At 36.3% G+C, this 25,371-nt stretch carries 29 protein-coding genes, 1 tRNA gene and 1 other annotated feature; of the genes, 4 read left to right on the forward strand and 26 right to left on the reverse strand.

Annotated elements, in window-relative coordinates; translation table 11 throughout:
- Positions 1-98: 98 nt before the first annotated feature.
- From mraY to JZO69_RS02165, 6 genes are all read right to left on the reverse strand, one after another.
- Positions 99-1,064, reverse strand: coding sequence for a phospho-N-acetylmuramoyl-pentapeptide-transferase (gene mraY / locus JZO69_RS02140; protein WP_207111264.1), 966 nt, complete (start codon positions 1,062-1,064; stop codon positions 99-101).
- 59 nt (positions 1,065-1,123) lie between these two features.
- The gene (locus JZO69_RS02145; RefSeq protein WP_207111265.1) at positions 1,124-2,998 is read right to left on the reverse strand and encodes a peptidoglycan D,D-transpeptidase FtsI family protein; all 1,875 of its coding nucleotides are present in this window, start codon (positions 2,996-2,998) and stop codon (positions 1,124-1,126) included.
- On the reverse strand, positions 2,999-3,400 hold the full coding sequence (gene ftsL, locus JZO69_RS02150; protein ID WP_207111266.1) for a cell division protein FtsL: 402 nt from the start codon (positions 3,398-3,400) through the stop codon (positions 2,999-3,001).
- Positions 3,401-3,416: 16 nt separating this feature from the next.
- The gene (rsmH, locus tag JZO69_RS02155; RefSeq protein ID WP_207111267.1) at positions 3,417-4,376 is read right to left on the reverse strand and encodes a 16S rRNA (cytosine(1402)-N(4))-methyltransferase RsmH; all 960 of its coding nucleotides are present in this window, start codon (positions 4,374-4,376) and stop codon (positions 3,417-3,419) included.
- Between the two features lie 13 nt (positions 4,377-4,389).
- The gene (gene mraZ, locus JZO69_RS02160; protein ID WP_010762855.1) at positions 4,390-4,821 is read right to left on the reverse strand and encodes a division/cell wall cluster transcriptional repressor MraZ; all 432 of its coding nucleotides are present in this window, start codon (positions 4,819-4,821) and stop codon (positions 4,390-4,392) included.
- A 380-nt stretch (positions 4,822-5,201) separates the two neighbouring features.
- Positions 5,202-5,573, reverse strand: a complete 372-nt coding sequence (locus JZO69_RS02165) for a DUF3397 domain-containing protein (protein ID WP_207111268.1) — start codon at positions 5,571-5,573, stop codon at positions 5,202-5,204.
- A 185-nt stretch (positions 5,574-5,758) separates the two neighbouring features.
- Here JZO69_RS02165 and JZO69_RS02170 point away from each other — a divergent pair, with 185 nt between their 5' ends.
- Together JZO69_RS02170 and JZO69_RS02175 are read left to right on the forward strand one after the other, a co-directional pair.
- Entirely contained in the window at positions 5,759-6,715 is a 957-nt protein-coding gene (locus tag JZO69_RS02170) for a magnesium transporter CorA family protein (protein WP_207111383.1), read from the forward strand.
- A gap of 71 nt (positions 6,716-6,786) precedes the next feature.
- Positions 6,787-6,900, forward strand: a complete 114-nt coding sequence (locus tag JZO69_RS02175) for a DUF4044 domain-containing protein (protein WP_071868151.1) — start codon at positions 6,787-6,789, stop codon at positions 6,898-6,900.
- Positions 6,901-6,992: 92 nt separating this feature from the next.
- Here the strand turns inward: JZO69_RS02175 and recN are convergent, their stop codons facing one another.
- The 10 genes from recN to JZO69_RS02225 form a co-directional block, all read right to left on the reverse strand.
- A complete protein-coding gene (recN, locus tag JZO69_RS02180; RefSeq protein WP_207111269.1) occupies positions 6,993-8,687 on the reverse strand; it encodes a DNA repair protein RecN in 1,695 nt (564 codons plus the stop codon).
- A 17-nt stretch (positions 8,688-8,704) separates the two neighbouring features.
- Positions 8,705-9,154 carry an arginine repressor gene (locus tag JZO69_RS02185; protein ID WP_207111270.1) on the reverse strand — a complete coding sequence of 150 codons (450 nt, stop codon included), beginning with the start codon at positions 9,152-9,154 and terminating at the stop codon, positions 8,705-8,707.
- A gap of 164 nt (positions 9,155-9,318) precedes the next feature.
- Positions 9,319-10,134 (reverse strand): TlyA family RNA methyltransferase, encoded by an 816-nt coding sequence (locus JZO69_RS02190; protein WP_207111271.1) that lies wholly within the window; start codon positions 10,132-10,134, stop codon positions 9,319-9,321.
- A gap of 13 nt (positions 10,135-10,147) precedes the next feature.
- The gene (locus JZO69_RS02195; RefSeq protein WP_207111272.1) at positions 10,148-11,038 is read right to left on the reverse strand and encodes a polyprenyl synthetase family protein; all 891 of its coding nucleotides are present in this window, start codon (positions 11,036-11,038) and stop codon (positions 10,148-10,150) included.
- Positions 11,038-11,277 (reverse strand): exodeoxyribonuclease VII small subunit, encoded by a 240-nt coding sequence (locus tag JZO69_RS02200; protein ID WP_207111273.1) that lies wholly within the window; start codon positions 11,275-11,277, stop codon positions 11,038-11,040. Before JZO69_RS02200 ends, JZO69_RS02195 begins: the two co-directional genes overlap by 1 nt.
- 4 nt (positions 11,278-11,281) lie before the next feature.
- Positions 11,282-12,625, reverse strand: a complete 1,344-nt coding sequence (xseA, locus tag JZO69_RS02205; RefSeq protein WP_207111274.1) for an exodeoxyribonuclease VII large subunit — start codon at positions 12,623-12,625, stop codon at positions 11,282-11,284.
- Positions 12,626-12,634: 9 nt separating this feature from the next.
- Positions 12,635-13,480 (reverse strand): bifunctional methylenetetrahydrofolate dehydrogenase/methenyltetrahydrofolate cyclohydrolase, encoded by an 846-nt coding sequence (locus JZO69_RS02210; protein ID WP_207111275.1) that lies wholly within the window; start codon positions 13,478-13,480, stop codon positions 12,635-12,637.
- Between the two features lie 330 nt (positions 13,481-13,810).
- Positions 13,811-14,260 (reverse strand): transcription antitermination factor NusB, encoded by a 450-nt coding sequence (gene nusB, locus JZO69_RS02215; RefSeq protein ID WP_170922974.1) that lies wholly within the window; start codon positions 14,258-14,260, stop codon positions 13,811-13,813.
- Positions 14,253-14,678 (reverse strand): Asp23/Gls24 family envelope stress response protein, encoded by a 426-nt coding sequence (locus JZO69_RS02220; RefSeq protein WP_207111276.1) that lies wholly within the window; start codon positions 14,676-14,678, stop codon positions 14,253-14,255. Before JZO69_RS02220 ends, nusB begins: the two co-directional genes overlap by 8 nt.
- 174 nt (positions 14,679-14,852) lie before the next feature.
- Positions 14,853-15,917 (reverse strand): M24 family metallopeptidase, encoded by a 1,065-nt coding sequence (locus JZO69_RS02225; RefSeq protein WP_207111277.1) that lies wholly within the window; start codon positions 15,915-15,917, stop codon positions 14,853-14,855.
- A gap of 173 nt (positions 15,918-16,090) precedes the next feature.
- On the opposite strand from JZO69_RS02225, the gene JZO69_RS02230 reads away from it, so the two are divergent.
- Complete coding sequence (locus tag JZO69_RS02230) at positions 16,091-16,900, forward strand: metallophosphoesterase (RefSeq protein ID WP_207111278.1); 810 nt, start codon at positions 16,091-16,093, stop codon at positions 16,898-16,900.
- 71 nt (positions 16,901-16,971) lie between these two features.
- Here JZO69_RS02230 and JZO69_RS02235 read toward each other — a convergent pair whose 3' ends face one another.
- The 7 genes from JZO69_RS02235 to rplU all read right to left on the reverse strand — a co-directional run bounded on the left by JZO69_RS02235 (position 16,972) and on the right by rplU (position 20,664).
- Complete coding sequence (locus tag JZO69_RS02235; RefSeq protein WP_207111279.1) at positions 16,972-17,118, reverse strand: hypothetical protein; 147 nt, start codon at positions 17,116-17,118, stop codon at positions 16,972-16,974.
- 278 nt (positions 17,119-17,396) lie between these two features.
- Entirely contained in the window at positions 17,397-17,804 is a 408-nt protein-coding gene (locus JZO69_RS02240) for a pyridoxamine 5'-phosphate oxidase family protein (RefSeq protein WP_242586489.1), read from the reverse strand.
- Positions 17,805-17,958: 154 nt separating this feature from the next.
- A complete protein-coding gene (locus tag JZO69_RS02245) occupies positions 17,959-18,435 on the reverse strand; it encodes a DUF2798 domain-containing protein (RefSeq protein WP_207111280.1) in 477 nt (158 codons plus the stop codon).
- 398 nt (positions 18,436-18,833) lie between these two features.
- On the reverse strand, positions 18,834-19,202 hold the full coding sequence (locus tag JZO69_RS02250) for a YxeA family protein (RefSeq protein WP_207111281.1): 369 nt from the start codon (positions 19,200-19,202) through the stop codon (positions 18,834-18,836).
- 474 nt (positions 19,203-19,676) lie between these two features.
- On the reverse strand, positions 19,677-19,964 hold the full coding sequence (gene rpmA / locus JZO69_RS02255) for a 50S ribosomal protein L27 (RefSeq protein ID WP_010762831.1): 288 nt from the start codon (positions 19,962-19,964) through the stop codon (positions 19,677-19,679).
- A 12-nt stretch (positions 19,965-19,976) separates the two neighbouring features.
- Entirely contained in the window at positions 19,977-20,321 is a 345-nt protein-coding gene (locus JZO69_RS02260) for a ribosomal-processing cysteine protease Prp (RefSeq protein ID WP_069646256.1), read from the reverse strand.
- Between the two features lie 34 nt (positions 20,322-20,355).
- Positions 20,356-20,664: a 50S ribosomal protein L21 gene (gene rplU, locus JZO69_RS02265; protein ID WP_010762829.1), complete on the reverse strand. Its 309-nt coding sequence runs from the start codon at positions 20,662-20,664 to the stop codon at positions 20,356-20,358.
- Positions 20,665-20,683: 19 nt separating this feature from the next.
- Positions 20,684-20,762, reverse strand: a sequence feature (ribosomal protein L21 leader region).
- Positions 20,763-20,934: 172 nt separating this feature from the next.
- Between rplU and JZO69_RS02270 the strand changes: the two genes are divergently transcribed.
- A tRNA-Arg gene (locus JZO69_RS02270) sits at positions 20,935-21,008 on the forward strand.
- 61 nt (positions 21,009-21,069) lie between these two features.
- Here JZO69_RS02270 and JZO69_RS02275 read toward each other — a convergent pair.
- From JZO69_RS02275 to JZO69_RS02285, 3 genes are read right to left on the reverse strand one after another with little or no spacing between them, the layout of a single operon-like run.
- Positions 21,070-22,959, reverse strand: a complete 1,890-nt coding sequence (locus JZO69_RS02275) for an ABC transporter ATP-binding protein (RefSeq protein ID WP_207111282.1) — start codon at positions 22,957-22,959, stop codon at positions 21,070-21,072.
- A complete protein-coding gene (locus JZO69_RS02280; RefSeq protein ID WP_207111283.1) occupies positions 22,952-24,688 on the reverse strand; it encodes an ABC transporter ATP-binding protein in 1,737 nt (578 codons plus the stop codon). Before JZO69_RS02280 ends, JZO69_RS02275 begins: the two co-directional genes overlap by 8 nt.
- On the reverse strand, positions 24,685-25,149 hold the full coding sequence (locus JZO69_RS02285; RefSeq protein ID WP_207111284.1) for a MarR family winged helix-turn-helix transcriptional regulator: 465 nt from the start codon (positions 25,147-25,149) through the stop codon (positions 24,685-24,687). The genes JZO69_RS02280 and JZO69_RS02285 overlap by 4 nt, the downstream gene beginning before the upstream one ends.
- Positions 25,150-25,371: the final 222 nt, after the last annotated feature.

A 25,371-nucleotide genomic window follows, 5' to 3' on the forward strand; every position in this document is an offset into this window, starting at 1 on the left:
TAGAAAAGCTGAAAGAAGCGGTTAGCTCTGTAGAAAATTATCTACTTTCATACGAGATGCTTCTTGATGCTAGCTATGTCAAATCGCTCATTATATCTTTAAAATATAATCCACAATGTAATAGCTGAACAAACCGCACCTGTTAACCAAAAAACAATATCGATCTTCCATTCAGACCATCCACACATTTCAAAGTGGTGATGAACCGGCGACATTTTAAAAATTCTTTTTCCAAATAATTTAAATGACGTAACTTGCAAAATAACACTAGCTGTTTCACAAACATAAACTAATCCAATTAAAAGCAATGTCCATTCCTGATGTAAGATAATGGAAATAGCTGCCAGTAATCCACCTAAAGCAAGTGAACCAACATCTCCCATAAAGATTTTCGCAGGTTTTTTATTATAAGGAAAGAATCCTAACAAACCACCAATTACACTTAAACATATGATGACAACATCAAATTGTTGTTGTTTCCAAGCGATGATTGCATAGGTAGCAAATGAAATCGTACCTAATCCTGCAACCAACCCATCAATACCATCCGTTAAATTCACAGCGTTTGAAAATCCAACTAACCAAAAGATGACAAACACACCATAAAAAATACCTAAAGGCAACGAAACAATCCCAAATAAATCTAATGAATCGGAAAGCCCTTCAGAGCGATAAACAAAATAGAAAACTAGACCGCCGATAATTTGTCCTATTAATTTTTGACGGGAATTTAAGCCCATATTTCTTTTTTTGAATACTTTGATAAAATCATCAAGAAATCCTAATAATCCATACAGTACCAAGATAAATAAAATAATCAGTAGAGAAGGAGTAAGTTCTTGTTTCCATAATCCCACTAATAGTGATGTGATAAAACTCGCTACTAAGAAAACCAAACCACCCATCGTTGGCGTACCAGTTTTCACATTATGCCAAGTTGGACCATCTTCACGTGTTGTTTGACCTTGTTTTTTCATTTGAAAATAACCAATAAACATCGGCATTACTGCCACCGTAATAGCAAAACTACAGACTATGGGGATAAAAATTTGTGTCCACTCCATGATATCTCTCCTAATTATTCGACTCGTATTGGTCTATCTTGTTTATTCTTTTTAACTATTTATTTTGCTACCTCAACCGTTTCCTTTGATTCACTATCCATTGAATCCATTACAACTTGCATTAATGGATTAGCAATCTTGGAAAGTGCTTCTCTAGTATACGTCTGAGGTTTTTTCATTGTAAGATACAAAATATACTCTGGATTGTCAGCAGGTACCATTTCTACAACTGAATACGTATAATCTGTTAAACCAGCCATATACCCATTTTCTCCAGTAATTTGAGCTGTTCCCGTTTTGGCTGCTACATGATAGCCCGGTACTTTATAAACATCGTAAGCAATCCCATAATTGGGATCTTCTACGGTATCAATCATGTAAGTCCGAATATCACTTGCCTGTTGCGGAGTTATTATTTGTTGACCTACTTTTTCTGGTTGTGTCACTTTTTCTTCACCAGTATTTTTATCTACAATTTTACTGATATATTGTGGTTTTAACATAGAACCATCGTTAGCAATTGCTGTATAAGCTTGCATCATTTGGAAGTTTGTAACAGAGATTGCTTGACCAAATGAAGACATTGCTTGGTCGACCCAGTTGTCCCCTGGAAGCTCTCCAGCTGATTCCCCAGCTAAACTTGAATTCGTTGATTTACCAAATCCAAATTTTTCCAAGTACTCTTTCCATTTATCGCCGCCCATCATTTGTTCCAAGGTAAGCATCCCAACGTTACTAGACCAAGAGATAGCCTGACGGAATGTTAATGGTCCAACTGCACCAAAATCATGGTCATTTACTGTTCGATCATCTAATTTATAGCCACCAGCTGGATAAGCAAATGTCGCATTAGGATTGAATTTACCCTCTTGCATTGCCGCTGCCGCTGTAAATAGCTTCATAGTTGAACCAGGCTCAAATTTATCTTCTACTAAAATATTACGCCAAACTGTGTCTTTACCTAAACCTTCTTTGGTTTCAGGATTAAAAGATGGACGTTGTGACATAGCAAGTATCTCGCCTGTTTTAGCTTTCATCAGCATAGCCGTCATATCTTCTGGTTTATATTCTTCCATAACAGGATCTAATAACGTTTCTAACCGACTTTGTATGCGACTGTCGATCGTTGTATAGATATCCTTACCATCAACAGCTTTCTTTTCACTAGCCACCGTCCCTGGTAATGGATTTCCATAAACATCTTTTTCATAATCAATTTTGCCGTCTTTACCACTCAAAACATCATTATAAGATTCTTCTAAGCCCATTTTTCCTACTAAGCCTTTGGAATCATCATCTGAATCAGCCGACGATGTGTACCCGATAAAATGGGAGGCAAATACACCATTAGGATAAATTCTAGCGGGATGTCCTTCAAAGTATAAACCAGCTACTTTTTTTTCTTTGAGTTCATCTTCAATTTTTTGTCTTGTTTCTAATGTGAGATTTTTCCCTTTAGAACCAAATTCCACTTGAAATTTTACTGAACCATCTTCATTAACTCCGCTGTTTAAAAAGCTCAAAACTTCATCTTTAGTCAGCTCAGTATTTCTATCTAAAATTTCTGCTAAGGTTTGAAAATCTTTTTTCTGTGCATAAAGCTTTTTATTTTCCTCGCCTAAATATGTCTCTGATAAAATAGCATAAACAGAGTATGATGTAGCATCTTCTGCAATCACTTCCCCATTACGGTCTAAAATAGCCCCTCTTTTAGCTTTGACTACACTGCTACCTTGATAAAGATTGGCTGTTTTTTCTGGTAAAGAAACACCTGCTACTTTTCCAACAGCTACTATGTACGTTAATCTAAAGGCAAATAAAAAGAACAATCCAATACTCGTAGCAAATAAAATAATGCCTACTTTTTTACGATTGTTCATTGGATTTAAGTTCTTCTTTTTGACAAAATTCTTTATTTTATTTTTTATGCTCATTTATTTCACTTTCCTTATATTTTCAAGGTTATCTGAAAGGCCTTTGTTCTTTGCGACTTCCTTGATACGATCTGCTTTTGATAATTCGTTTTTTTGTTGTTCTAATTTCAAAGCAGACTCTTCTTTTTCTTGGATAGTCGTTTGCGTTTCAGTGATTACATTTGTCATTTGTGTAATAGATGTACGAACTTGAATGGTGAGAACTGCTATTCCAATAATCGCTACTAACAATAAAAAGCCGATTGTCTTTTCCAAAAGTGAGATATTTCTCAGCTTCCTTTTAGGAGATTGGGGTAGGCCTACATTTTTTTGAACTTTAGGTTCTTTTTCAGGACCCGTGACTGGTTCATCCATTATTGGAATGTCGTATTGGAAATCATCCACTTTTTTTAACTCAGCCATGTCGTTACCCCTTTCTTTATATGTTTAGTTTGACTTTTTCGGCAATTCTTAATTTAGCACTTCGTGAGCGATTATTTTCAGCCAATTCAGTCTCACCTGGTAAAATCGGCTTTCTAGTAATTACTTTTAATTCTGGTTGAAATTCTTCTGGAACCATTGGCAGCCCAGGCGGTAAATCCTGTATACTGCTATATTCTTTAAACATGCTTTTCACAATGCGGTCTTCTAATGAATGAAAAGTAATCACACTGATTCGACCATTCTTATTGAGTAAAGCAATCGCTTGTTCTAACGATTCTTCTACAACGCCCAGTTCATCATTGACCGCAATTCGTATGGCTTGAAAAATCCGTTTTGCTGGATGTCCGCCTTTACGTCTAGCCGGCGCTGGGATTGCTGATTTGATAATTTCTACTAATTCGCCAGTTGTTTCGATAGGTGCTTTTTCACGTACCCGTTCGATTTCTCTAGCAACTTGTTTAGAAAATTTTTCTTCCCCGTAACGGAAGAAAATCTTCACTAAGTCATGATAACTATATTCATTGACTACATCATAAGCAGATAATTCTGCATCTTGATCCATCCGCATATCTAACGGTGCATCTTGATGATAGCTAAATCCGCGCTCAGCTTCATCTAGCTGAGGTGAAGAGACACCGAGGTCGTATAAGATACCATCGACATGATGTATCCCTTGATTCGCTAATTCTTGTTTTAAGTGTCGAAAATTCGACTTGATAAAGGTCACCATGCCTTGATCAACATATTTTTTTAATCGTTGAGCCGCAAAATCCAATGCATTCTGATCTTGATCGAACGCGTATAAATGACCTTGCTCGCCTAATTGTGAGAGTAAGTACTCACTATGACCTGCGCCGCCCAATGTGCAATCGACATAGATGCCATCTTCTTTCACATGTAAGCCGTCAACTGTTTCTTTTAGTAAAACAGTATAGTGCTGAAAGTCCTTCGTCATACTACTCCTCTTTCTAAAAACCAAAATCGATCATTGTTTCTGCAATTTCATCAAAGTTCTCTTCTGCTTCAGTAGAAAATTCTTGCCAACGCGCTTCATCCCAAATCTCGATTCGATTTGAAACACCGATAATTACACAAGCTTTCTCTAAACTTCCATGAGTTCTAAGCGCAGCAGGTATATTGATTCTGCCTTGTTTATCGATCTCACACTCTGTTGCAGCCGAGTAAAAAAAGCGGACAAATGTACGGGCATCCTTTTTAGCTAGCGGCATTTCTTTTAGCTTTTCCTCTAGTTGTTCCCATTCGGACATTGGATAACCAAATAAACAGCCATCCATTCCCCTAGTCACCACAAATTTCTCACCTAATTGGTCTCGAAATTTAGCGGGTACGATGAGTCGGCCTTTGGCATCTATATTATGTTGAAATTCACCCATAAACATAGCCAATTTACCCCACTTTTCCACTTGATAGAAACAGTCTACCACATCCCACCACTTTCTACCACCAAAAACAGTGAATCTCTCCTCATTTAATGGTTATTTAAAAAGTTTGTAATAATTGAAGATATGGTTTATTCTTCTGAAAAAGCGGTATCAATACCCGTATAATCGATTTTTAAAGGGATTTTTTTTGCTTTTTTTATTTTAATTTTCTCATAAAAATATTACAACCATTTTTGGTGGGGGAAAGTGGTTGGATATTTGGCTTACTTCTCCTTTGAAGTTGCACACCCCACATTCCGGTTCCAGCAATTCTACAGATAAATCGACACATTTAAGTTTTAGAGTTACTATTTTTCTTCTAGCTTACTCGTTCATTCTTAGGAGAAATAATGAACAATATTCAATAAAATCAATACCGCATATAACACTAGACTGAAAAGAAAAACTAAACGCCAAAACATTTTAAAATATCGACCATACAGGATATCACCATAATAGTAGGCCTGAAAAACGGCAACACAGATCCCTAAAAGCAGAACTGAAATGACCATATACGGAACAATCGATTGCCCATAACTATCTTTTGACAATTCATTTAATCCTATAAACAAAAATGGAATTGAGATATCCGGTGCTTTTACTTTGTAACGTTCTGTTAAAGAAAACGTTGAAATAATAAAATTACACGCAAATAAGACAATTACTGGAAAAACATACCAAAAAAGCATAATGACTGAAAACGACACCATTTCCTAACAATTCCTTTCGTAACACACATTAATTAACTATACTTCATTTTCTTTACATTGATGTTTCAGTTCGTTTAAAAGTTCGTGCCTAAATAATACCAAATTACAAGAGCTTTATTTCCCAAAAACAAGGCAACTCCATTATAATAGATTAGAGTAGATTCTTGAAAGAACGAGGTGGCATTTTGATTAATTATTTAAAAATAGAAAATGGACAGTTTACTACTTCACAATCCGATACAGATGAAACAGTCTGGCTTGCTGTAGAAAAACCTACAGAAGAAGAAATCAATCAGTTAGTCACGACCTATGAACTTCCTAAAGATTATATCACAGGTGTACTGGATGATAACGAAAATTCGCGGTTTGAAGGTCTGCACCAAAATACTTTAGAAGAACCGGCTCTGATGTTGCTTCAATATCCGCACGCAACAATCAGTCCTAGTGGCTACACACAATTGAATACATTTCCCTTTGCAATTATTTTGACAACAAATGGAAAAGTAATCACTGTTATCAATAACTCTGCTGATTTTTTAAAACAAATGCTTACTCAGCCTGTCCCAGACAGTGAATTACCTATTCAAGAAACTTTGATTTTGTACTTATCGTGGCAAATTTCAACCCGCTACAATCGCTTTTTAAAGGAATTGATTTTCCAAACAAATAAACTTGAAGGTGAGTTAAAAGTCTCAACTGAAAATAGTCAGCTCTATCAAATGATGGACATCCAAAAAAGTTTAGTTTATTTTGACTCAGCGATCAATTCTAACTTGGAAGTCTTAAATATGCTGTACAACGCTCGAATTTTTAGAGATCCTAGAGCCCATCTCCCAAAACTTCACGATATTCTTGTGGAAACAAAACAAGCGGCAACGACCACCCGTATTCAATTGAAGCTTGTGGATAAAGTTAGTGATACGTTTTCAGCGATTGTTTCCAATAATCTAAACAACGTGATGAAGATTTTGACTTCTTTAACCATCGTCTTGACCATACCCACAATCATCGGTGGAATCTTCGGTATGAACGTAAAATTACCGTTCGCCAATCGAGAAGATGCTTTTTTTTGGATCTCTATTGTCACGACAGCAACATGTATTTTCGTGATTCGACGGCTAAAAAAACGAAACCTTTTGTAAAATTTCTAGTTGCTGATTTTAGTAAAACGATGTAAACTAGAGAAAGTAAAGTATAAGGATGTGTATAATCAATGAACGATAAAAAGACAAGTACTTTTTCAAAAGTCACTAAAGTCGTTGTTTGGTTGATGCTAATTGCCATTGCGGGCTCAACAATTTTGACTGCTATCATGAGTTTAAGATAATCAACTAAATAAACATTAATGGAGAAGAACGATGAACATTACGCTGTCATCATTCTTCTCCATTTTTTTATCTCGTTCAAAACAAACAAATCTTACTTAGCCTTCCCTTCATTTCCAGCCATATTTAGTAATTCTTTTGCATGTTCAGTCGTTAATTTAGTAATCTCACTGCCAGAAAGCATACGCGCAATTTCTGCCACCCGTTCCTTTTGTTTCAATCGGATAACTTTCGTTTCGGTCCGCTCACCAATAATTTCTTTTTTGATAAAATATTGATGATCCGCTACGGCTGCAACTTGGGGCAGATGAGTAATACACAGCACTTGTGAGTTTTCTGAAATCTGATAAATCTTATCGGCAATCGCTTGCGCCACACGACCACTGACTCCTGTATCGACTTCATCAAAAACAATACTAGTAATTCCTTGAGATTTAGAAAAAATGGTTTTCAACGCCAGCATTACACGAGAAAGTTCTCCACCAGAAGCGACTCTTACCAAAGGTTTTAACGGTTCTCCTGGATTTGTTGTGATGTAAAATTCAACTTGATCCAACCCTTCTTCTGTGAATTGTTCTTCTGGCAATTCCGTAAAGCGAATATCAAAAACCGTCCGCTCCATGTACAATTCCTTTAATTCACGTAAGATATTTTTTTCAAGTGTTTTTGCGATTTTTTTCCGGATTTCTCGAAGTTTCAAGCCATTTTTGATTACCTGATTTTTCTTTTCAATCAGCAAGGTTTCTAGTTCTCCAGTTTTTCCTTCCAGAAAATCAGCATCTGCCAATTCACGTGTAATCTCTTGATAATAATCAAGAATCGATTCGATAGATTCACCATATTTTCTTTTCATTTGGCGGATGAGTTCCAGCCTTGTCTCTACTTCGTTCAATCGATTTTCATCCAGCTCTAAACTGTCGATGTGTCTAGACAAATCTCCGCTAGCTTCTTGTAATAGATAATAACTATTTTGAACTGCTTCTGATATTGCTTTGTATTCTGGGTCTAAGGTTTCAATGGATAACAATTCATTCATCGCATATCCGATTTTATCTAGACTGCTGTCTCCATCACCGTTGATTGCTTCATAACTTGTCGCTAATGCATCAGCGATTTTTTGGAAATTCCCCAGTTTATTTCGTTCTTCGATCAATTGCTCTTCTTCACCTAAAACAAGTTCCGCCGCAGCAATTTCATCACTTTGAAACTGCAGCATATCCATGCGTTGGGCAAATTCTTTTTCATTTTTTTGGCGATTTCGAACTTTCTTTTCAATCATGCGGTATTCAGAATAACTCTCTTCATATTGCTCTTTGATTTTGGACAGCTCTTTGCCGCCAAAATCATCCAACATACCTAAATGTTTGTCGCTTTGCATTAGTTCTTGATGCTCATTTTGGCCATGAATATCGACTAAAAATTCTCCGACTTTTCGTAAATTTGCAATATTGATGATGCGTCCATTGACCCGACAAACGTTTTTTCCAGAAGTAGAAATATCTCTTTGGATCACGATCGATTCTTCATCCATTTCGATTCCTAATTCTTCCAATAGATTGAACAGCTCTTGGTTTTTAGGCATCGTAAATAATCCTTCTAAGGTACATTTCGAAGCACCTTGCCGAATGTAATCACTTGATCCTCTGCCACCTGTTAAAAGTCCCATCGCATCAATAATAATTGATTTCCCCGCACCTGTCTCACCTGTCAGAACGGTCATTCCCATCTGAAATTCCAATTGCAAAGAGGAAATGATCGCAAAATTCTTTACAGAAAGTTCTTGCAGCATTTTTATTCACCTCGATTTTATAAATACTTGAAAAATTCATTTTTTAAATATGCGGCATCTTGTTCCGTCCGAGCAATAATCAACACACTGTCATCATCATTGATTGCTGCAAAGACAATTTCTTTATAATGTTTTTCTATTAAATTAGAGGCTGCCGCAGCGTTACCTGGTATTGTACGCAAAATAACTTGCTTTTCCATCTGATCTACGGAAACAAATGCATCTTTCATTAGTTTTTCTAATTTTAAAGATGTATCTTCTTTGGTTTCTGCTGGTATGCTATAGCGATAACCGCCATCTATAGAAGGAATTTTAATCAATTTCATTTCTTTGATATCACGAGAAATCGTTGCTTGAGTAACTTCGATCCCTTTTTCTTCTAAATAGGTTACAAAGTCTTCTTGTTTTTGGATATTTTTATCAGCTAATAAACGAGTAATCAGACGATGCCGATCTTTTTTTCTCATAATAATATACTCCTTCTCGATTTATTTCCATTTTATCATAGCGTATTTTTATTCATTTTGAAAGCATAAAAAAATAAGGCTGAAACAAAACATCTGATGTTTTCTCTCAGTCTTATCGATTAACTATCATGCTCAAAGAAAACGTGATCGCCGTTTCTTGAAAACTACCCTTTCAACTTCTTATGAGCTTTATCAACAACTGTTGAAATTTCCTTTGAAAGATCTTCAACCACTGAATCTTCGATTGATGTTAAATAAGCTAAAAATTCGATATTTCCTTCTCCGCCAGTAATAGGTGAATAATCCAACCCACTAACTGAATAACCATGTCCTTGAGCAAATGAGAGAATATCATTTAAAACCAATTCGTGGGTTTGCGCTTCACGAACAATTCCTTTTTTACCTACCAACTCTTTTCCTGCTTCAAATTGAGGTTTGATCAGAGCGACTACTTTACCACCAGGTTTAAGAATTTTATGTAGTGGAGGTAAGATTAGTTTCAGAGAGATAAACGACACATCAATAGTCGCCATATCTGGAATTCCTTCTTTGAAATCTTCTGGTTGGCTGTACCGAAAATTCGTCCGCTCCATCACGACTACTCGTTCATCTTGACGAATTTTCCAAGCTAGCTGATTATAGCCAACATCTAGCGCATAGCTTAAGCGCGCGCCATTTTGCAGAGCGACATCTGTAAATCCCCCAGTGGATGAACCAATATCCAGCATGATTTTGTCAGCAACATCTAATTTAAATACATCCAAAGCCTTTTCCAGCTTTAAGCCACCACGAGAAACATATTGAAGTGTTTGTCCTTTTACTTGAAGAGGTGTTTCAATTAAAATTTTCTCTCCTGGTTTATCCAAGCGCTCATTTTTATCATTATAAACAAGCCCTGCCATGATTGCTCGTTTAGCTTTTTCTCTGGTTTCAAATAATCCTTGATTAAACGCTAAAATATCTACGCGCTCTTTTTTCATAAGTGCCTTCTTTCTATCCTAACTGCAATTGTTCTAATAATTCTTGTAATAATTCTGAATGAAATTCCGAGCTAGTTTGCTTTATTACTTCTAATGTACTCTTGCCCATCGCTAATTGTTCTTGAAGCGCTTCTTTGGCACCAGCTAATCCAAGCAAGCTTGGATAGGTACTTTTGTTTAATACTTCATCACGTCCAACTTGCTTGCCTAATTCTTCTTCCGAGCTCGTGGCATCCAACAAGTCATCTTTGATCTGAAAAGCTAACCCTAAATGTTGGGCAAAAACGCCTAATAAATCGACAACCTCTTCTGGCTGTTCTGCTAAAATACCACCGGCTAAAAGAGCAAACTCAATCAAAGCACCTGTTTTCTTTTCGTGAACATCTGCTAACTCAAGTAATGACAATGATCGGTTTTCTCCTTGAAGATCTCCAGCTTGTCCAGCAACCATACCTTGCGTCCCAGCAGATTTGCTTAGCAGTTGAATCAACAATATTTTTTGATTCGGCTCAATTTGACTGATTGCTATTAATTGAAAAGCAGCAGTAAGCAGCCCATCACCGGCTAAAATCGCATGTGCTTCACCGAATACTTTATGATTGGTCGGTTTACCACGGCGTAGATCATCGTCATCCATCGCCGGCAAATCATCATGGATCAACGAGTACGTGTGGATCATTTCTAACGCTGCTGCCACTTGATAATCATGGGTTTGCACTTCTTTATTAAACGAGCGGATCGCAGCTAAAACTAAAAGTGGTCGAAATCTTTTACCACCAGCATGGATCGAATAGAGCATCGATTCTTTTAGTTGGTCATTTGCAGTGTATTCATTGATAAAATTTTCCATTTCTTTTTCAATAAGCGGTAAGCTCTGCTTACGAAAATCATTGAAAGCTTCCATCAATTTTCCTCACTTTCATCAAAGGCAACTTCTTCGTTGTTTTCTGTCATGACTTTTGTTAATGTCTTTTCAGCTTTTTCTAATGTATCTTGACACTGTTTGCTTAATACCATCCCCTCTTGAAAAGCGGCTAGCGCTTCTTCTAAAGGAACATCACCACGTTCTAAACGTTGAACGATTTCTTCTAATTCAGTTAATGATTCTTCAAATGTTTTTTCGACTGCTTTTTCTTTAGCCATCTTTTTACTCCTCTTCAGCGGGTGATACTTTTTCGATCACCGTATCTACTACACCATCTACATAATGGATTTGAATTTTTTCTTTCGGTTGCAGTTCATTGACTGACTTGATCACTTGTTGCTCTTTGGTTGTATAACTATACCCTCGACCCATAATTTTTAACGGACTTAACAAATCCAGTTGTTGAACAGCAGAAGTAAATTGTTTTTCTTTATCTTTCATGTATTGTTCCATACGATCATGAAGTGATTTATTCAAAAACTTTAGTTGCTGCTGCCCTTCTCTGATTTGCCCTTGAGGCGTTTGTTGCCTAAATTGGGCAATAATTTCTTGGGCTGTCCGTTGTTTTTGATGATAAACAGTTTCCATCGATTGAATCAAGCGTTGAGTGATTCGATCTAATTTGATTGTTTGCCCTTCATATAAACGGTCTGGTTGCTTAAATACATACGAATTTTTTAAACGTTGATAGCGATCATTTTTTTGCTGCAGTTGGTAAAGAAAACTCTGTTCCAAACGTGTTTGTCGTTCCTTGATTTTTAGCAGTTCTTCATTTAAAACCGGAACCGCTAATTCTGCTGCAGCAGTTGGTGTTGCAGCTCTAACATCAGCTACCATATCTGCGATCGTTACATCTGTCTCATGCCCCACGGAAGAAATCACAGGTGTTTTTGCCTGATAAATCGCTCTTGCCACTCGTTCTTCATTAAACGGCCACAGGTCCTCGATCGAACCACCACCACGACCAATGATCATCGTATCAAACGTTCCTAAATCTTCAATGCGCTGAATATTACGAACAATATCGTCAGCAGCTTGATCTCCTTGAACTAACGTGGGGAATAATACAAGCTGTGCAATCGGATATCTTCGTTTAACAGTCGTAATGATATCTCGGATAACCGCACCACTTGGACTTGTAACAACTGCAATTCGTTTAGGATATCTCGGCAACATTTTTTTAGGACCTTCGAATAGACCTTCCTTGCCTAATTTCTCACGCAACTCTGCCAAAGCTTGATATAAAGCCCCAACTCCATCCGGTTCCATATGCTCTACATAAATTTGGTAAGAGCCGCCGCTTTCATATAGCGAAATGCGACCGACCACTAATACTTTCATTCCTTCTTTTGGTTGGAATTTCAATTTTTGGAAAGCTGATTTAAACATGATTGCAGAAATTTTTGCACCATCATCTTTTAAACTAAAATACTGATGCGCATTTGGACGCATTCGGAAATTAGAAATTTCTCCTGTTAAATAGACTCGCTCCAAGTATGGATCAGCATCAAATTTACGTTTTAAATATTTGGTTAAGGCAGTAACTGTTAAATATTGCTGCTCCATCTTCTCACCTTACTTTTGTTTTTTAGCGGCCTCAACTGTTTGGTACATCAACATCGTGATTGTCATTGGGCCAACGCCTTTGGGTACTGGTGTGATAAAACTTGCTAGATCAGAGACCTCATCAAATTTTACATCGCCGATCAATTTGCCATTTTCGTCTCGATTCATACCAACATCGATTACGACTGCACCTGGCTTGATAAATTCTTTTGTCACAAAATGACCACGGCCGATTGCAACGACTAAAATATCTGCCTCTCTTGCAATAGCTGGTAAATCAACGGTTCTTGAGTGAGCGATCGTCACTGTAGCGTTTTTCATCATCATCAGTTGCGCCATTGGTTTTCCAACAATATTGCTCCGACCGATCACAACTGCCCGTTTTCCTTCTAAATCAATATTATAGGCTTCAAACATTTTCATAATGCCATAGGGTGTACAAGGAATCATCGTTGGCTCACCAATAAATAAGTGCCCCATATTCATCGGATGGAAACCATCGACATCTTTTTTGGGATCAACAGCTAACAGCACTTTTTCTTCATCGATGTGCTTGGGTAACGGCAACTGAACTAATATTCCGTGGTATTCTGGATCTTGATTATATTGTTCGATCACAGCAAGCAATTCAGTTTCAGAAATCGTTTCAGGCAAACGTTCGATTTTTGACCGGATACCGATTTTAGCTGCTGCTATGTCTTTATTTTTCACATACGTTTGACTGGCTGGATTTTCTCCAACTAATAAAACAACTAAACCAGGATAAATGCCTTTTTTCTCAAGTTCTTGCACTTCTTCTTTGATTTGCGCCTGCATTTTGTCTGCTAGTTCGCGGCCGTTGATTAACTCTCCCATTAAGATCACTCCTCATTTTTTCTGTATTGTTTTATTTTAGCATAATTCAGCTAGTCTTAACACTCTATAATCCTTATCTCCTTGAATTGTATATCAATGAAACATTTCTCACTTTGCTCGCCAAGTATTGTTCATCATCTACTCTGGCTGAGCCAGTCGTAGTCCTTCAATTCTTAGAGCTTTAGCTCTTAGAAATTGATGAGATCGAAGCGCTGCGTAGTGATTCACTAGTAAGGTTACTTCTCTCCCTTCGCTCGCCAAGTATTGTTCATCATCTACTCTGGCTGAGCCAGTCGTAGTGATTCACAACAAAAAAGATTCAAAGTATTTCTACTTTGAATCAATATCTTTCATTACATTGGCTAACACACCGTTAACGAATTTTCTTGAACGATCATCACTGTATTTTTTAGCTAATTCGATTGCTTCATCTAAAGCAACTGTATTAGGAACATCACCAACATAAAGCATTTCAAAAATAGCCATACGTAAAATGATCAGATCCATCTTGGCAATACGCGAAATCGACCAATTGTTACCTAAATGTTTTTTGATAATCTCGTCAAGTTCTGCTTTTCGATCACAAACGCCGCCTACCAATAAATCTAAATAAGTTGGGACAAATTCTTCCCCATCTTCACTAATGATTTCTTGATTATCTAACTCTAATGCATAAGAAATCGCATCTTGTTTTGTTAAGTCAACATTAAAATCTAAAGGAAATAACGCTTGAAGCGCCTTTTCACGAATCTCGTGACGAGTGAAACTTGGCTTACTCATTTTCTCCCTCATCTTCCGGGAATAATTCATCAAAATCTGGTTCAGGTAGTTTTTCTGGAACTACTGCTACTACGTGAATATTGACTTCCACTAAATCGATATCTGTCATAAACAACACTTGCTGTTTCACACGATCTTGCATTTCTAAAGCGACTTTAGGTACTGAAATACCATAATTTAAGTAACAGTAAATATCAACTTTAAGACCTTCTTCTTCAGCTCTTAAATAAACGCCTTTACCGTGAGCAGCACGGCCAAGAAATTCTGTTACATTATTAGCAAATGTTCCACGCATACCGTATACGCCATCTACTTTAGATGCTGCAATACCAATAATGACTTCAATTACTTCCGGTGCGATAACAATCTCACCTAAAGCATCTTTTGTATTGATCACTAGATTTTTTTCTTCAGTCATTTTAATCCTCCTTATAATATAGGTAACAACGTTCCGTTCTGATAGGAAAATCAGAGAATAACGTTTTTCGTCACAATTCATTTACCTATCTATGCTTCCATTCTTCCCTAGTTTATCATTAAACAGCTTGTTTCGCTACCAAAAAAACCATGAGAAAATGAGTCAAAAACATTTTTATAATATTATTAATTCTTTAGGTGAGTGAGTCAAGACACGGTTGCCTTCTTTAGTGATCAATAAATCATCTTCGATTCTAACACCGCCAAGACCTGCTAAATAAATACCCGGTTCATCAGTAATCACGTTACCTGGAACAAATTGTTGATCTGCTCTAAAGGAAACATTTGGACCTTCATGAATTTCTAAGCCGATGCCATGACCTGTGCTATGACCAAACGCTTCGCCATATCCGTAAGAAGCAATATGATCACGAGCAATTGCATCCAGCTGAATACCAGTTAATCCTGGTTTTGCTTCGTCTAACACTTTTAATTGTGCTTCTAGAACGATTTGATAAATGTCTTTCAGTTTACTATCTGGTTCACCAATCGCAAATGTCCGAGTCATATCAGAAACGTATCCTTGATAATAACAACCAAAATCTAACGTAATCAAATCACCTTTTTCGATGATTTTTTCACTTGCCACACCATGAGGCATCGCAGAGCGAACGCCACTTGCAACGATTGTTTCAAAAGATACACCAGAAGCTCCTAAAGATCGCATATAAAAATCTAATTGGTTCGCAATTTCAATTTCTGTCATGCCTGGTTTGATAACTGTTAAAATGTGCTTAAAACCAAGATCTGCAATGCTGCAGGCTTTTTCGATAATCGCAATTTCTTCTTCATCTTTAACTTCACGTAGCTCTTCGATTAAACCTGCTACAGGAATCAAATCGCAAGGTGTGATTTCTTCTAGTAAACTATATTCCGCAAAACTAACGTGTGTTTCTTCAAACGCTAAATTAGCTAATTGCTCTTTTTCTGCGATTGCTACAACTTCATCATAGATTGGACCAGTATTTTGAATGATTTCAAAACCTTGCGCTTGCTCTGCTGCTTGTTCTGTATAACGAAAATCAGTTATAAAAAACGCCTTATCTAAAGTAATTACAGCCAATCCAGTTGTTCCTGTAAAATTTGTTAAATACCGTAAATTATATGGGCTTGTAATCAGAAAACCTGAAAGATCATTCTTTTTCATTAACGCTCTTAATTTATTTACTCTTACCATCATTTTTTCATCCTTCTTTCCAATATAAGTTCTTCTCTATTATAGCAAATAATAATTTTTAAAAACACCGAAGACTAACAACCTCTAAATTATTCTAAAGTTTCTTCATTTATAAGGTTTGTTTACCTTTTTTTAACCTATTTTCGTTATAGTAAAGATTGAAAGTGAGGTCACTAATGAAAAAAAGATACTTTATCTACCTATTATTCTTAGCAATCATCGGTATGGTTCTCTATGCCTTTTTTATAGAGCCAAAAAGAATCGTCACACATAATTACTCAATCGGAAATAATGATGGCCAAAAGCCAGTGAAAGTCGTTCAACTTTCAGACATCCATATTCAAGAAAAATATCCTGCGGCACAGCTAGAAAAAATTGTAACAAAAGTAAATAACGAAAAACCAGATATTATTTTATTCACAGGTGACTTGTTTGATAACTACGCAAATTATGGACCTGCAGACGAAGTGATTGCTGCCTTAAGTCGTTTAACAGCACCTTTAGGCAAATACGCGGTTTGGGGTAACCATGATTATGGCGGTGGCGCTGCTCGTGTATATCCAGAAATACTTGCTGCTGCTGATTTTCAGTTATTGGAAAATTCAGGAACGAACGTTTCATTACCTAGTGGAAAATCCATATACATAGCGGGTTTGGATGATTCTTTACTAGGAAATTCTTCTATCACTGATGCATTAGCTGATCGCCAAAGCGATTATACTATTTTGTTGAGTCATGAACCGGATTCTGCCGATGCAGTACTCGATCAAAATATTCAATTGGTCTTATCCGGTCATAGCCATGGCGGACAGGTAAAAATCCCTTTTCTAACGATCAAAAATGTGATGGCAGAAAAATACTTTGAAGGTTTTTACAATTTAGCTAACGATACAACGTTATATGTCAACACAGGTTTGGGCACTACAAAAATTCCAGCACGTTTTAGAGTTCCACCGGAAATTGCTGTTTTTGATATCTATGTCTAGGTTTCCACTACAAAAAACAACCCCAAAAACATAAAATTTTTGGGGTTGTTTTTTCCTGTTAGTATATCCATTTATCCAATTACTTTAACTCGACCACCGATTTTATCAGCGAATTTTTCTGCGTAATTTTTATTTTTAAAGATTCGAGCAAGATTTTTATCCCTTGTACGTTGTCCGTCTTTACTAATATACCCATGTAATACTTTTACAGCGTACATCGCCATTCCCCCTTTCCTAACAAAGATGAAAAACAAGAAAAAATTGTCTATCGCTCTCTGTAGATTAACTATAACCAAAAATACTTAACTCAAACATAAAACTCTTTGAATAAATCATGAACTCTTATTAAGAAAAAATAAAAGTCTACAAAAATTACTTAAAAAAATGAATTAACCTTGAAAAAAACAAAAAGAGCAGAGAACATTATGTCGCTTCTCGACTCCTTCTATCATAAAATTATTAGATTCTATTTGAATTTAAACTGCAGCTTCTGCTACTAAACAATAATATCTTTCGTTTTTTTATCCATATGTATCCTAGCTGTCCATGTTTCAAAAGTCACCAGAACAGGATCTTGGTGATTTAATTCTTTTTGATATGACGTTAATTTAGGCGTAATCGTCTCTAAAGACTCAATAGGTTCAGTCGTAAATTTCCCTTTTAAAAGCAGACTTTCATGTTCTATTTCCTCGTAACAACAAACAGATCCATTCGGATTACATTGAATATTTTTAACCGTTTCACCATTTCCATCCAAGTAAAATTGTAATTTTAGCAGCCCTTCTCTCCATAACGGCTCAGAAACAGCGATAACCGTTGGAAAATCACGTTTGTCGATTGTAGAAATCAAAAATACCGTACTTGAATTTAACAACCGAACAATTCGCTCATGTATCTCCATCATTGAAAGCCTCCTCAAACAAGATTCTACTAATTATAACAATTTTATAACTTTTTTGGAAAGCTTGACCCTCTTTTCTCTCAATTATCTTAAAAAAATGAAAGAGGATGGAATATAACTCTATAAGTCACACTCCAAGCTCCTTCATTTAATTTGTTTAATCATTCGTTGGGCTGTTTTCTTTCAACCAACTACTTTGTCGACTCATACTTAAGATTCTTCTACAGATTGGACCTACAATTAATAATTGCAACGGCAAAGCCATGATCAAATTTTTAGAAAAGCCCTCAACATAATACCTCAAGAAATTTTCTGAAAAGCCAAATTGCATAACAACGCCATACATTGACATAAAAAAGACCATTCCTAAAACCATACAACTTGAAACAGCAATGATCATATGAATTTTTTTCTCTTTATTGACAGGTAAAGCAAAGGCAATCTTCTTCGCTGGTGACGAAACCACTAAGACATCAAATAAAAATGCTACGATAAACCCCGGCACCAATCCACCAAGTAAATTACTTACTGAAAACTGTCCATGTAATAAAAGATTATAGGCACTCATTGAAATCACCATTGAAAAACAAACAATCGTGGTGAAAAATATTCCTTCTTTTTTATTTTGCGGCATAAAACACACTCCTCTATTTTTTGTAACAGAGTTCATGCTACCATAAAAAAAAAATTCTCGTAAGTTAAAATTTTTTAATGGTTTGTTAATGACTTCGCCAAAAATAAGAATATGCCTCAGACAATATATATAATAAAAAAGTCCTATAATTGCTAGTTTCAAGTGAGGAATTACTAAATCATGTGAACGTAATTTATAATTAAAACATGGAGTCGATTAAATGAAAAAGAGATATATTTTTGAAATTCCCATACTTATCTTGTTAATCAGTTCTTGCAAAAAACAAAATGAGCCAAATAATGAAAAGAGGTTGCTTCTGTTTCCACTGTTTATTTGTAGTTAGTGTGTGAAACAAAAGTGCTTTTCACTTGTGTCCCACACACCCTAAATTAGAAATTTTAATTACTAAATTCTGCTTTCACTTTACTTGGAACTTCACTTTCTAGAACTTGAGTAGGACTATTTACTCTTTCTTTACTTATTTCTGCTTTGATGAATGTTCCAGGTTCAAATGGTTTTGGATTTTCCCCTGTCAACTCAAAATCCATCTCTTTTTTGTCTCCATTTTCTTTCACGAATGTAACGGTGTACTTGTAAGAGTAACTATTGCTTACCTTTTTACCATCCATATCTAATGTTTCTGCTTTGACAGGAATGGTAGCTGGCACCTGTGCATATGCTGTAGCAGTATTGTATGTTTGATTGTAATAGTCAAAACCAAAGTATCCAAGTATACATAGTGCAATCAGTCCAAGTATTTTCTTCATATATCCTCACCTCATATGATTAAATTTAATATAGTCTAACACTAGTAGACCGATTTTAACCACATATTTAACTAACAAATTTGTAATTTTAATATCTCATTCATAAGTACTTCCCATGTCTCAAATCGCGAACTAACACAGATATTTACAACTAAAAATACCGCCTTATTAGAGAAAGCAGGTTGAGTCACTCTTGCAAAGTGAATAGACAGATAGACTGCCTAGGACTTAGTTTAGCTTAGTATTGATTTTCAATTAAATATAAAATACTGCCCGAACGGATGGACGGTATTTTACTCGAAAAAAATGACCATGGATATTTATACTCATATAACCAAGAAATCTAAAGTGCAAACAGTTAAACAACTAACTAGTTTGCAAGCTTTTAGTTGTTTCAGGTCGAGCAAAATTTAAAGCAAACAAAAAAAGCTCTAACCCCCATCTGACAAGGGTTAGAGCAACTTTTTAAAATTACTATTGAGCTACTGGGTAAACAGACACTTGTTTTTTGTCACGGCCTTTACGTTCAAAACGTACTACGCCGTCTACTTTAGCAAATAAAGTGTCATCTCCGCCAATACCTACGTTAGCACCTGGGTAAATTTTAGTTCCGCGTTGACGGTATAAAATTGATCCACCAGTTACTGTTTGTCCATCAGCACTTTTAGCGCCTAAGCGTTTAGATTCTGAATCACGTCCGTTGGAAGTAGAACCTCCACCTTTTTTGTGGGCGAATAATTGTAAATTCATGTTTAATAACATAGTCTGCACCTCCTATTTTTCATTTATGGTTTTGACTTGAATAAATTCAAGATTTTCTTGCTCGACTGCTTGTAGACCTAATAAAAGGTTTTCCAAGAGAATTTGGGCTATGTTGGTTTGTTCCTGATTGGCATTTGAAATCACTTCAACATAAAGGTAACCACCTTCATCTTCGTTGGTTTCGACAATCGGTTCAAAGCCAGCTAATGCATCAATACCATTGACGGTGCTAATCGTTAAAGCAGACACTGCTGCACAAACGATGTCGCTGCCATATGGCCCTGATTCCGCATGCCCTGAGACTTCAAAAGAAACAATTTGGCCTGCGCCATTTCGTTTAAAAGAACTTTTAATCATTGATAGGCCTTCTTTCCTATGCAACTTAAAAGAATTATGCGTTGATTGCGTTGATTACAACTTTTGTATATGGTTGACGGTGACCTTGTTTGCGGTGAGTGTGTTTTTTAGGTTTGTATTTGAAAGTCACGACTTTCTTTTGTTTGCCGTGTTTTTCTACAGTTCCTTCGACAGTTGCACCTGCGACAGTTGGAGCTCCTACTTTCGTAGATTCGCCACCCACTAAGATAACTTCGTCAAAAACAACTTTTTCGCCAGCTTCTACGTCTAATTTTTCAACGTAAATTGCTTGACCTACCTCAACTTTTACTTGTTTACCACCAGTTTTGATAATTGCGTACATGCTATACAGCACCTCCTTCTTCTAGACTTAGACTCGCCATCCCAAGTGATGACTATTGTCATACTTACAATACTTGTTCTGTGCGGTTGTAGCTGTGGAGTCCACAATTACAACATTAACATCATATCAAAATAAGGCGCGAGAGTCAATAAAAACTTAGTGATTTAGCAATATAAACTACTTTTAAAAAAAACTTTGTTGTTATTTCTAATTTATGATTGACTTTGTTTTAGATGTTCATTATAATAAATTCTGTTGCGTTAACATTTTGCGCCAATAGCTCAGCTGGATAGAGCACTCGCCTTCTAAGCGAGCGGTCGGGAGTTCGAATCTCTCTTGGCGTATTATTTAAACGTTTATAGCGAAAAACACCAACTAGTACTAGTTGGTGTTTTTTTATTTTTCTTATGAAAGTTCTACTTTCCCTGTATAGAGCTGATGATAAATTCCCTTTTCTGCAAGTAAATCTTCATGGCTACCTCGTTCAATAATACGTCCATGATCCATTACCATAATCGCATCTGAATTTTGAATTGTCGACAATCGATGAGCGATAACAAATACCGTTCTCCCTTTCATCAAACGATCCATTCCAGCTTGCACATGTTTTTCTGTTCTCGTGTCGATACTAGAAGTTGCTTCATCTAAAATCATTACCGGTGGATCAGCGATAGCCGCCCGAGCAATCGACAATAACTGACGTTGCCCTTGAGATAAACCTTCACCGTCACCTGTGATAACAGTATCATATTTCTCTGGTAAGTTTTTGATAAAGTCTTCTGCATTGGCTAATTGAGCTGCCTTGATGACATCTTCATCTGATGCATCCAACTTTCCATAACGAATATTTTCACGAATCGTTCCTGTAAATAAATGGGTATCCTGCAGCACGATCCCTAATGATCTTCTCAAAGAACTTTTCTTGATTTTCTTCACATTAATTCCATCATAACGGATTTTTCCTTCTTGAATATCATAGAAACGATTGATCAAGTTAGTAATTGTTGTTTTTCCTGCTCCAGTCGCGCCAACAAAGGCAACTTTTTGACCTGGTTCAGCATATAAATTGATATCTTTTAACACCCGATTGTTATCTGTATAGCCAAAAGACACATCTTCAAAACGCACATCTCCAGTCAATTCTGTATACGTAACTGTTCCATCATTATGAGGATGTTTCCACGCCCAAAGTCCTGTTCTTGCTTCACTTTCAACAAGTCCATTTGCTTCTCGATTTACATTAACTAGGGTTACATAGCCATCATCGACTTCAGACTTTTCATCGATCAACGTGAAAATCCGATCCGCTCCAGCTAAAGCCATGATTACGAAATTAATTTGTTGAGAAACTTGACTGATTGGCATGTTCAGCGAGCGACTTAGCTGTAGAAAGGAAGCAATCATCCCGATCGTTAAGCCAGAAACACCATACACTGAAAAGATTCCGCCAACTACGGCTAAAAGCACATATTGGATGTTTAACAAATTCATCATGATCGGCATCAAGCTATTGGCATATTTATTGGCTTGAGTAGCACTTTGACGCAGTTCTTCATTGATTGTCGTGAATTCTTCGATTGTTTGCGGCTCGTGGTTAAAAATTTTCACCACTTTTTGTCCATGCATCATTTCTTCAATGTAACCATTTACTTTTCCTAAATCTCGTTGTTGTTTACCAAAATAACGACTACTGCGTCCTGCGATCATTCGAATCGTGACAATCATTACTGAAACAGAAACGATTACGACCAATGTCAGTGGAACACTAATGGTAAACATCGCAATAAATACACTCACAAAGCTGACCACAGCTGCCACTAGATTAGGAATACTTTGAGAAATCATCTGACGCAAGGTATCTGTATCGTTCGTAAAATGACTCATGATATCCCCATCTGAATTGGAATCAAAATAACGAATCGGCAACGTTTCAAGATGGGTAAACATTTCATCCCGAATTGTTTTCTGTGTTCCTTCACTGATTCGCACCATGATTAGGTTAAATCCTAAATTCGAAATGATCCCGACACCATAAATCAACGCCATCGTTGTGATTGCTTTTAATAATCCTGAAAAATTAGGATTACTTTGTCCCAGTAATGGCGTAATATAACCATCAATCACTACCTGCAGAAATAAAGAGCCGCGAACATTGGCAAAGGTACTTAATAAAATGAGGATCATTACTAGTACAAGTAGAAATTTGTATTTTTTAAACATATATGAAAACAGTCGCTTCAATGTTTTCAAAGGATCTTGACTTTTGCGAATCCCTTTTGTTTGTTCATCACGCATCCTCTTCACCAAATCCTTTCTTTTGAGACTCATAAACTTCTTGATAAATCTCATTACTAACTAATAGTTCATCATGAGTGCCAATCGCATTGATCAGACCTTTATCCATAACAATAATACGATCAGAATCTTCAATAGAAGACACACGCTGTCCAATGATAAACGTCGTTGTTCCAGGAATTTCTTGTCTCATTCCTTCTCTGATCAGACGATCTGTTTTCGTGTCCACCGCACTCGTTGAGTCATCTAAAATGAGAATTTTCGGTTTTTTCAGCAGTGCTCGCGCAATACACAAACGTTGTTTTTGACCACCAGAAACATTATTTCCACCTTGAGAAATAACAGTGTCATACTTATCAGGAAACTCCTGGATAAAACTATCAGCCTGTGCGATTTTACAAACCCTGATCAAGTCCTCATCAGTGGCATGTTCATTGCCCCAGCGCAGATTTTCTTTGATCGTTCCTGTAAATAGGACATTATTTTGTAAAACCATGCTAACTTGATCACGCAATGATTTTAAATCGTACTCCCGCACGTCACGTCCGCCAACTTCTACTGATCCTTGTGTCACGTCGTATAATCTTGGAATCAACTGTACTAAGGTTGATTTAGAACTACCTGTGCCACCTACGATCCCAATTACTTCACCTGATTTGATTTCAAGGCTTGCATGCATCAATGCTAATTTTTCAAGATCATTAGCATAACTGAAACTCACGTCATTAAAACGAACAGATCCATCTGCCACTTCATAAATAGGATTAGCATTATTTTTCAAATCACTTTCCTCGGATAATACTTCTGTGATCCGTTCGGCTGAAGTTCGTGCAATCAACACAATAACAAAAACCATAGATAACATATTTAAGCTCATTAAAATCTGCATTGTATACGTAAACATACTGACTAATTCTCCAGTAGTTAAGGTGCTCCCTACTACAAATTTTGCCCCTAACCAAGAAATCAATAACATACAGGTATAGACTGCAAACTGTAAAATAGGATTATTAAAAGCAACAATGCTTTGCGCTTTTGAGAATGTTTTGTAGATATCTTTAGAAACGGTTTTGAATTTTTCATCTTCATGTTCTTCTCTTACATAAGATTTAACGACACGAATCCCCTGTAGATTTTCCTGCACAACGTTGTTTAATTTGTCATAAATACGAAAAACCTTATTAAAATTAGGATGAGCAAAATAAATAACTGCTGCTAAACCAATCATCAAAAATGGTACAACGCCTAAATAAATCAATGATAAATCCTTATTGATACTATACGCCATCGCTAATGAAAAAATCATAATCAACGGACTACGAACTAAAAGTCGAATAATCATTTGATAGGCATTTTGAACATTGGTCACGTCCGTTGTCATCCGAGTAATCAAACTTGATGTAGAAAAACGATCGATATTTGAGAATGAAAATCCTTGGATACGGACAAATAATTGATCTCGTAAATTTTTGGCAAAACCAGCAGAGGCAACAGCTGCGTAACGACCTGACATCGCACCAAAAAATAAAGCAATGATTGCACACACAAATAAAATTGCTCCATACATTAGAATAGCTTTTGTATCACCTTTTTCGATTCCATTATCGATCATCATCGCCATCACTAAAGGAATGATGATATCTAAAATCACTTCACCAGTTACGTAAATTGGCGTAATAATACTTTCTTTTTTATAGACACCTATATTGGCAATCAGTTTTTTTATCATGTAACCCGTTCACCTTCCTTATTTATTTTTTTGCTGTTCTCAGAAAGTTTGTCCATTAACTTAAAGAAAATAGTCAGGTCTTCTTCTGAGATTCCCTGAACTAATAATTCATCGAATTTATGTAACTTTACGATATTTTCCTTGACTTTTTGTTGCCCTAAATCAGTTAAAATTATGGTTTTGAAACGATTGTCTTCTTTACAACTACTCCGTTCAATAAATAAGCGTTTCTCCATCGTTTGTAAGACGCCTGTCGCAGTGGAACGACGAATATCAAATTCTTGTTCTATGTCTTTTTGATAAACTGGAATTTGTTGGCTATTGCGACGATGAATAAAGTTGAGGATGCGCATTTGAATGCTTGATGATGCTTCGCCATTGTCTTCTTTTAAGATTTCTGCCGCTTTTCGATTTAATTCGTTGGCTAGTATTCTGATTTTTAGACCGATTTTTCTGTCCATGATTTACCTCCTTACGATATAGTTCGGTTCCTAACTATATTACGATAAGTGTTATGTGTAGGTCAAGAAAAAATTTGGATCAAAAAGGATAAATTTTTTGTAAAAAAAAAGCACTCAAATTTAGCGCTTTTTGAGTGCTTCTAACAATACTAGAAATTAGATTTTCAACCTAATTTTTAGGGTCAAATTATCAAGCTCAAAGTAGTCTCTCTTATACGTTCA

Source organism: Candidatus Enterococcus ikei, from assembly GCF_017316105.1.
Taxonomy (GTDB): Bacteria; Bacillota; Bacilli; order Lactobacillales; family Enterococcaceae; genus Enterococcus_L; species Enterococcus_L ikei.

Bases quoted from the DNA above. Each gene is read 5' to 3' on its own strand.
- mraY (WP_207111264.1), bottom strand. From the start codon at position 1,064: ATGGAGTGGACACAAATTTTTATCCCCATAGTCTGTAGTTTTGCTATT.
- JZO69_RS02145 (WP_207111265.1), bottom strand. From the start codon at position 2,998: ATGAGCATAAAAAATAAAATAAAGAATTTTGTCAAAAAGAAGAACTTA.
- ftsL (WP_207111266.1), bottom strand. From the start codon at position 3,400: ATGGCTGAGTTAAAAAAAGTGGATGATTTCCAATACGACATTCCAATA.
- rsmH (WP_207111267.1), bottom strand. From the start codon at position 4,376: ATGACGAAGGACTTTCAGCACTATACTGTTTTACTAAAAGAAACAGTT.
- mraZ (WP_010762855.1), bottom strand. From the start codon at position 4,821: ATGTTTATGGGTGAATTTCAACATAATATAGATGCCAAAGGCCGACTC.
- JZO69_RS02165 (WP_207111268.1), bottom strand. From the start codon at position 5,573: ATGGTGTCGTTTTCAGTCATTATGCTTTTTTGGTATGTTTTTCCAGTA.
- JZO69_RS02175 (WP_071868151.1), top strand. From the start codon at position 6,787: ATGAACGATAAAAAGACAAGTACTTTTTCAAAAGTCACTAAAGTCGTT.
- recN (WP_207111269.1), bottom strand. From the start codon at position 8,687: ATGCTGCAAGAACTTTCTGTAAAGAATTTTGCGATCATTTCCTCTTTG.
- JZO69_RS02185 (WP_207111270.1), bottom strand. From the start codon at position 9,154: ATGAGAAAAAAAGATCGGCATCGTCTGATTACTCGTTTATTAGCTGAT.
- JZO69_RS02190 (WP_207111271.1), bottom strand. From the start codon at position 10,134: ATGAAAAAAGAGCGCGTAGATATTTTAGCGTTTAATCAAGGATTATTT.
- JZO69_RS02195 (WP_207111272.1), bottom strand. From the start codon at position 11,038: ATGGAAGCTTTCAATGATTTTCGTAAGCAGAGCTTACCGCTTATTGAA.
- JZO69_RS02200 (WP_207111273.1), bottom strand. From the start codon at position 11,277: ATGGCTAAAGAAAAAGCAGTCGAAAAAACATTTGAAGAATCATTAACT.
- xseA (WP_207111274.1), bottom strand. From the start codon at position 12,625: ATGGAGCAGCAATATTTAACAGTTACTGCCTTAACCAAATATTTAAAA.
- JZO69_RS02210 (WP_207111275.1), bottom strand. From the start codon at position 13,480: ATGGGAGAGTTAATCAACGGCCGCGAACTAGCAGACAAAATGCAGGCG.
- nusB (WP_170922974.1), bottom strand. From the start codon at position 14,260: ATGAGTAAGCCAAGTTTCACTCGTCACGAGATTCGTGAAAAGGCGCTT.
- JZO69_RS02220 (WP_207111276.1), bottom strand. From the start codon at position 14,678: ATGACTGAAGAAAAAAATCTAGTGATCAATACAAAAGATGCTTTAGGT.
- JZO69_RS02225 (WP_207111277.1), bottom strand. From the start codon at position 15,917: ATGATGGTAAGAGTAAATAAATTAAGAGCGTTAATGAAAAAGAATGAT.
- JZO69_RS02230 (WP_207111278.1), top strand. From the start codon at position 16,091: ATGAAAAAAAGATACTTTATCTACCTATTATTCTTAGCAATCATCGGT.
- JZO69_RS02235 (WP_207111279.1), bottom strand. From the start codon at position 17,118: ATGTACGCTGTAAAAGTATTACATGGGTATATTAGTAAAGACGGACAA.
- JZO69_RS02240 (WP_242586489.1), bottom strand. From the start codon at position 17,804: ATGATGGAGATACATGAGCGAATTGTTCGGTTGTTAAATTCAAGTACG.
- JZO69_RS02245 (WP_207111280.1), bottom strand. From the start codon at position 18,435: ATGCCGCAAAATAAAAAAGAAGGAATATTTTTCACCACGATTGTTTGT.
- JZO69_RS02250 (WP_207111281.1), bottom strand. From the start codon at position 19,202: ATGAAGAAAATACTTGGACTGATTGCACTATGTATACTTGGATACTTT.
- rpmA (WP_010762831.1), bottom strand. From the start codon at position 19,964: ATGTTATTAAACATGAATTTACAATTATTCGCCCACAAAAAAGGTGGA.
- JZO69_RS02260 (WP_069646256.1), bottom strand. From the start codon at position 20,321: ATGATTAAAAGTTCTTTTAAACGAAATGGCGCAGGCCAAATTGTTTCT.
- rplU (WP_010762829.1), bottom strand. From the start codon at position 20,664: ATGTACGCAATTATCAAAACTGGTGGTAAACAAGTAAAAGTTGAGGTA.
- JZO69_RS02275 (WP_207111282.1), bottom strand. From the start codon at position 22,959: ATGCGTGATGAACAAACAAAAGGGATTCGCAAAAGTCAAGATCCTTTG.
- JZO69_RS02280 (WP_207111283.1), bottom strand. From the start codon at position 24,688: ATGATAAAAAAACTGATTGCCAATATAGGTGTCTATAAAAAAGAAAGT.
- JZO69_RS02285 (WP_207111284.1), bottom strand. From the start codon at position 25,149: ATGGACAGAAAAATCGGTCTAAAAATCAGAATACTAGCCAACGAATTA.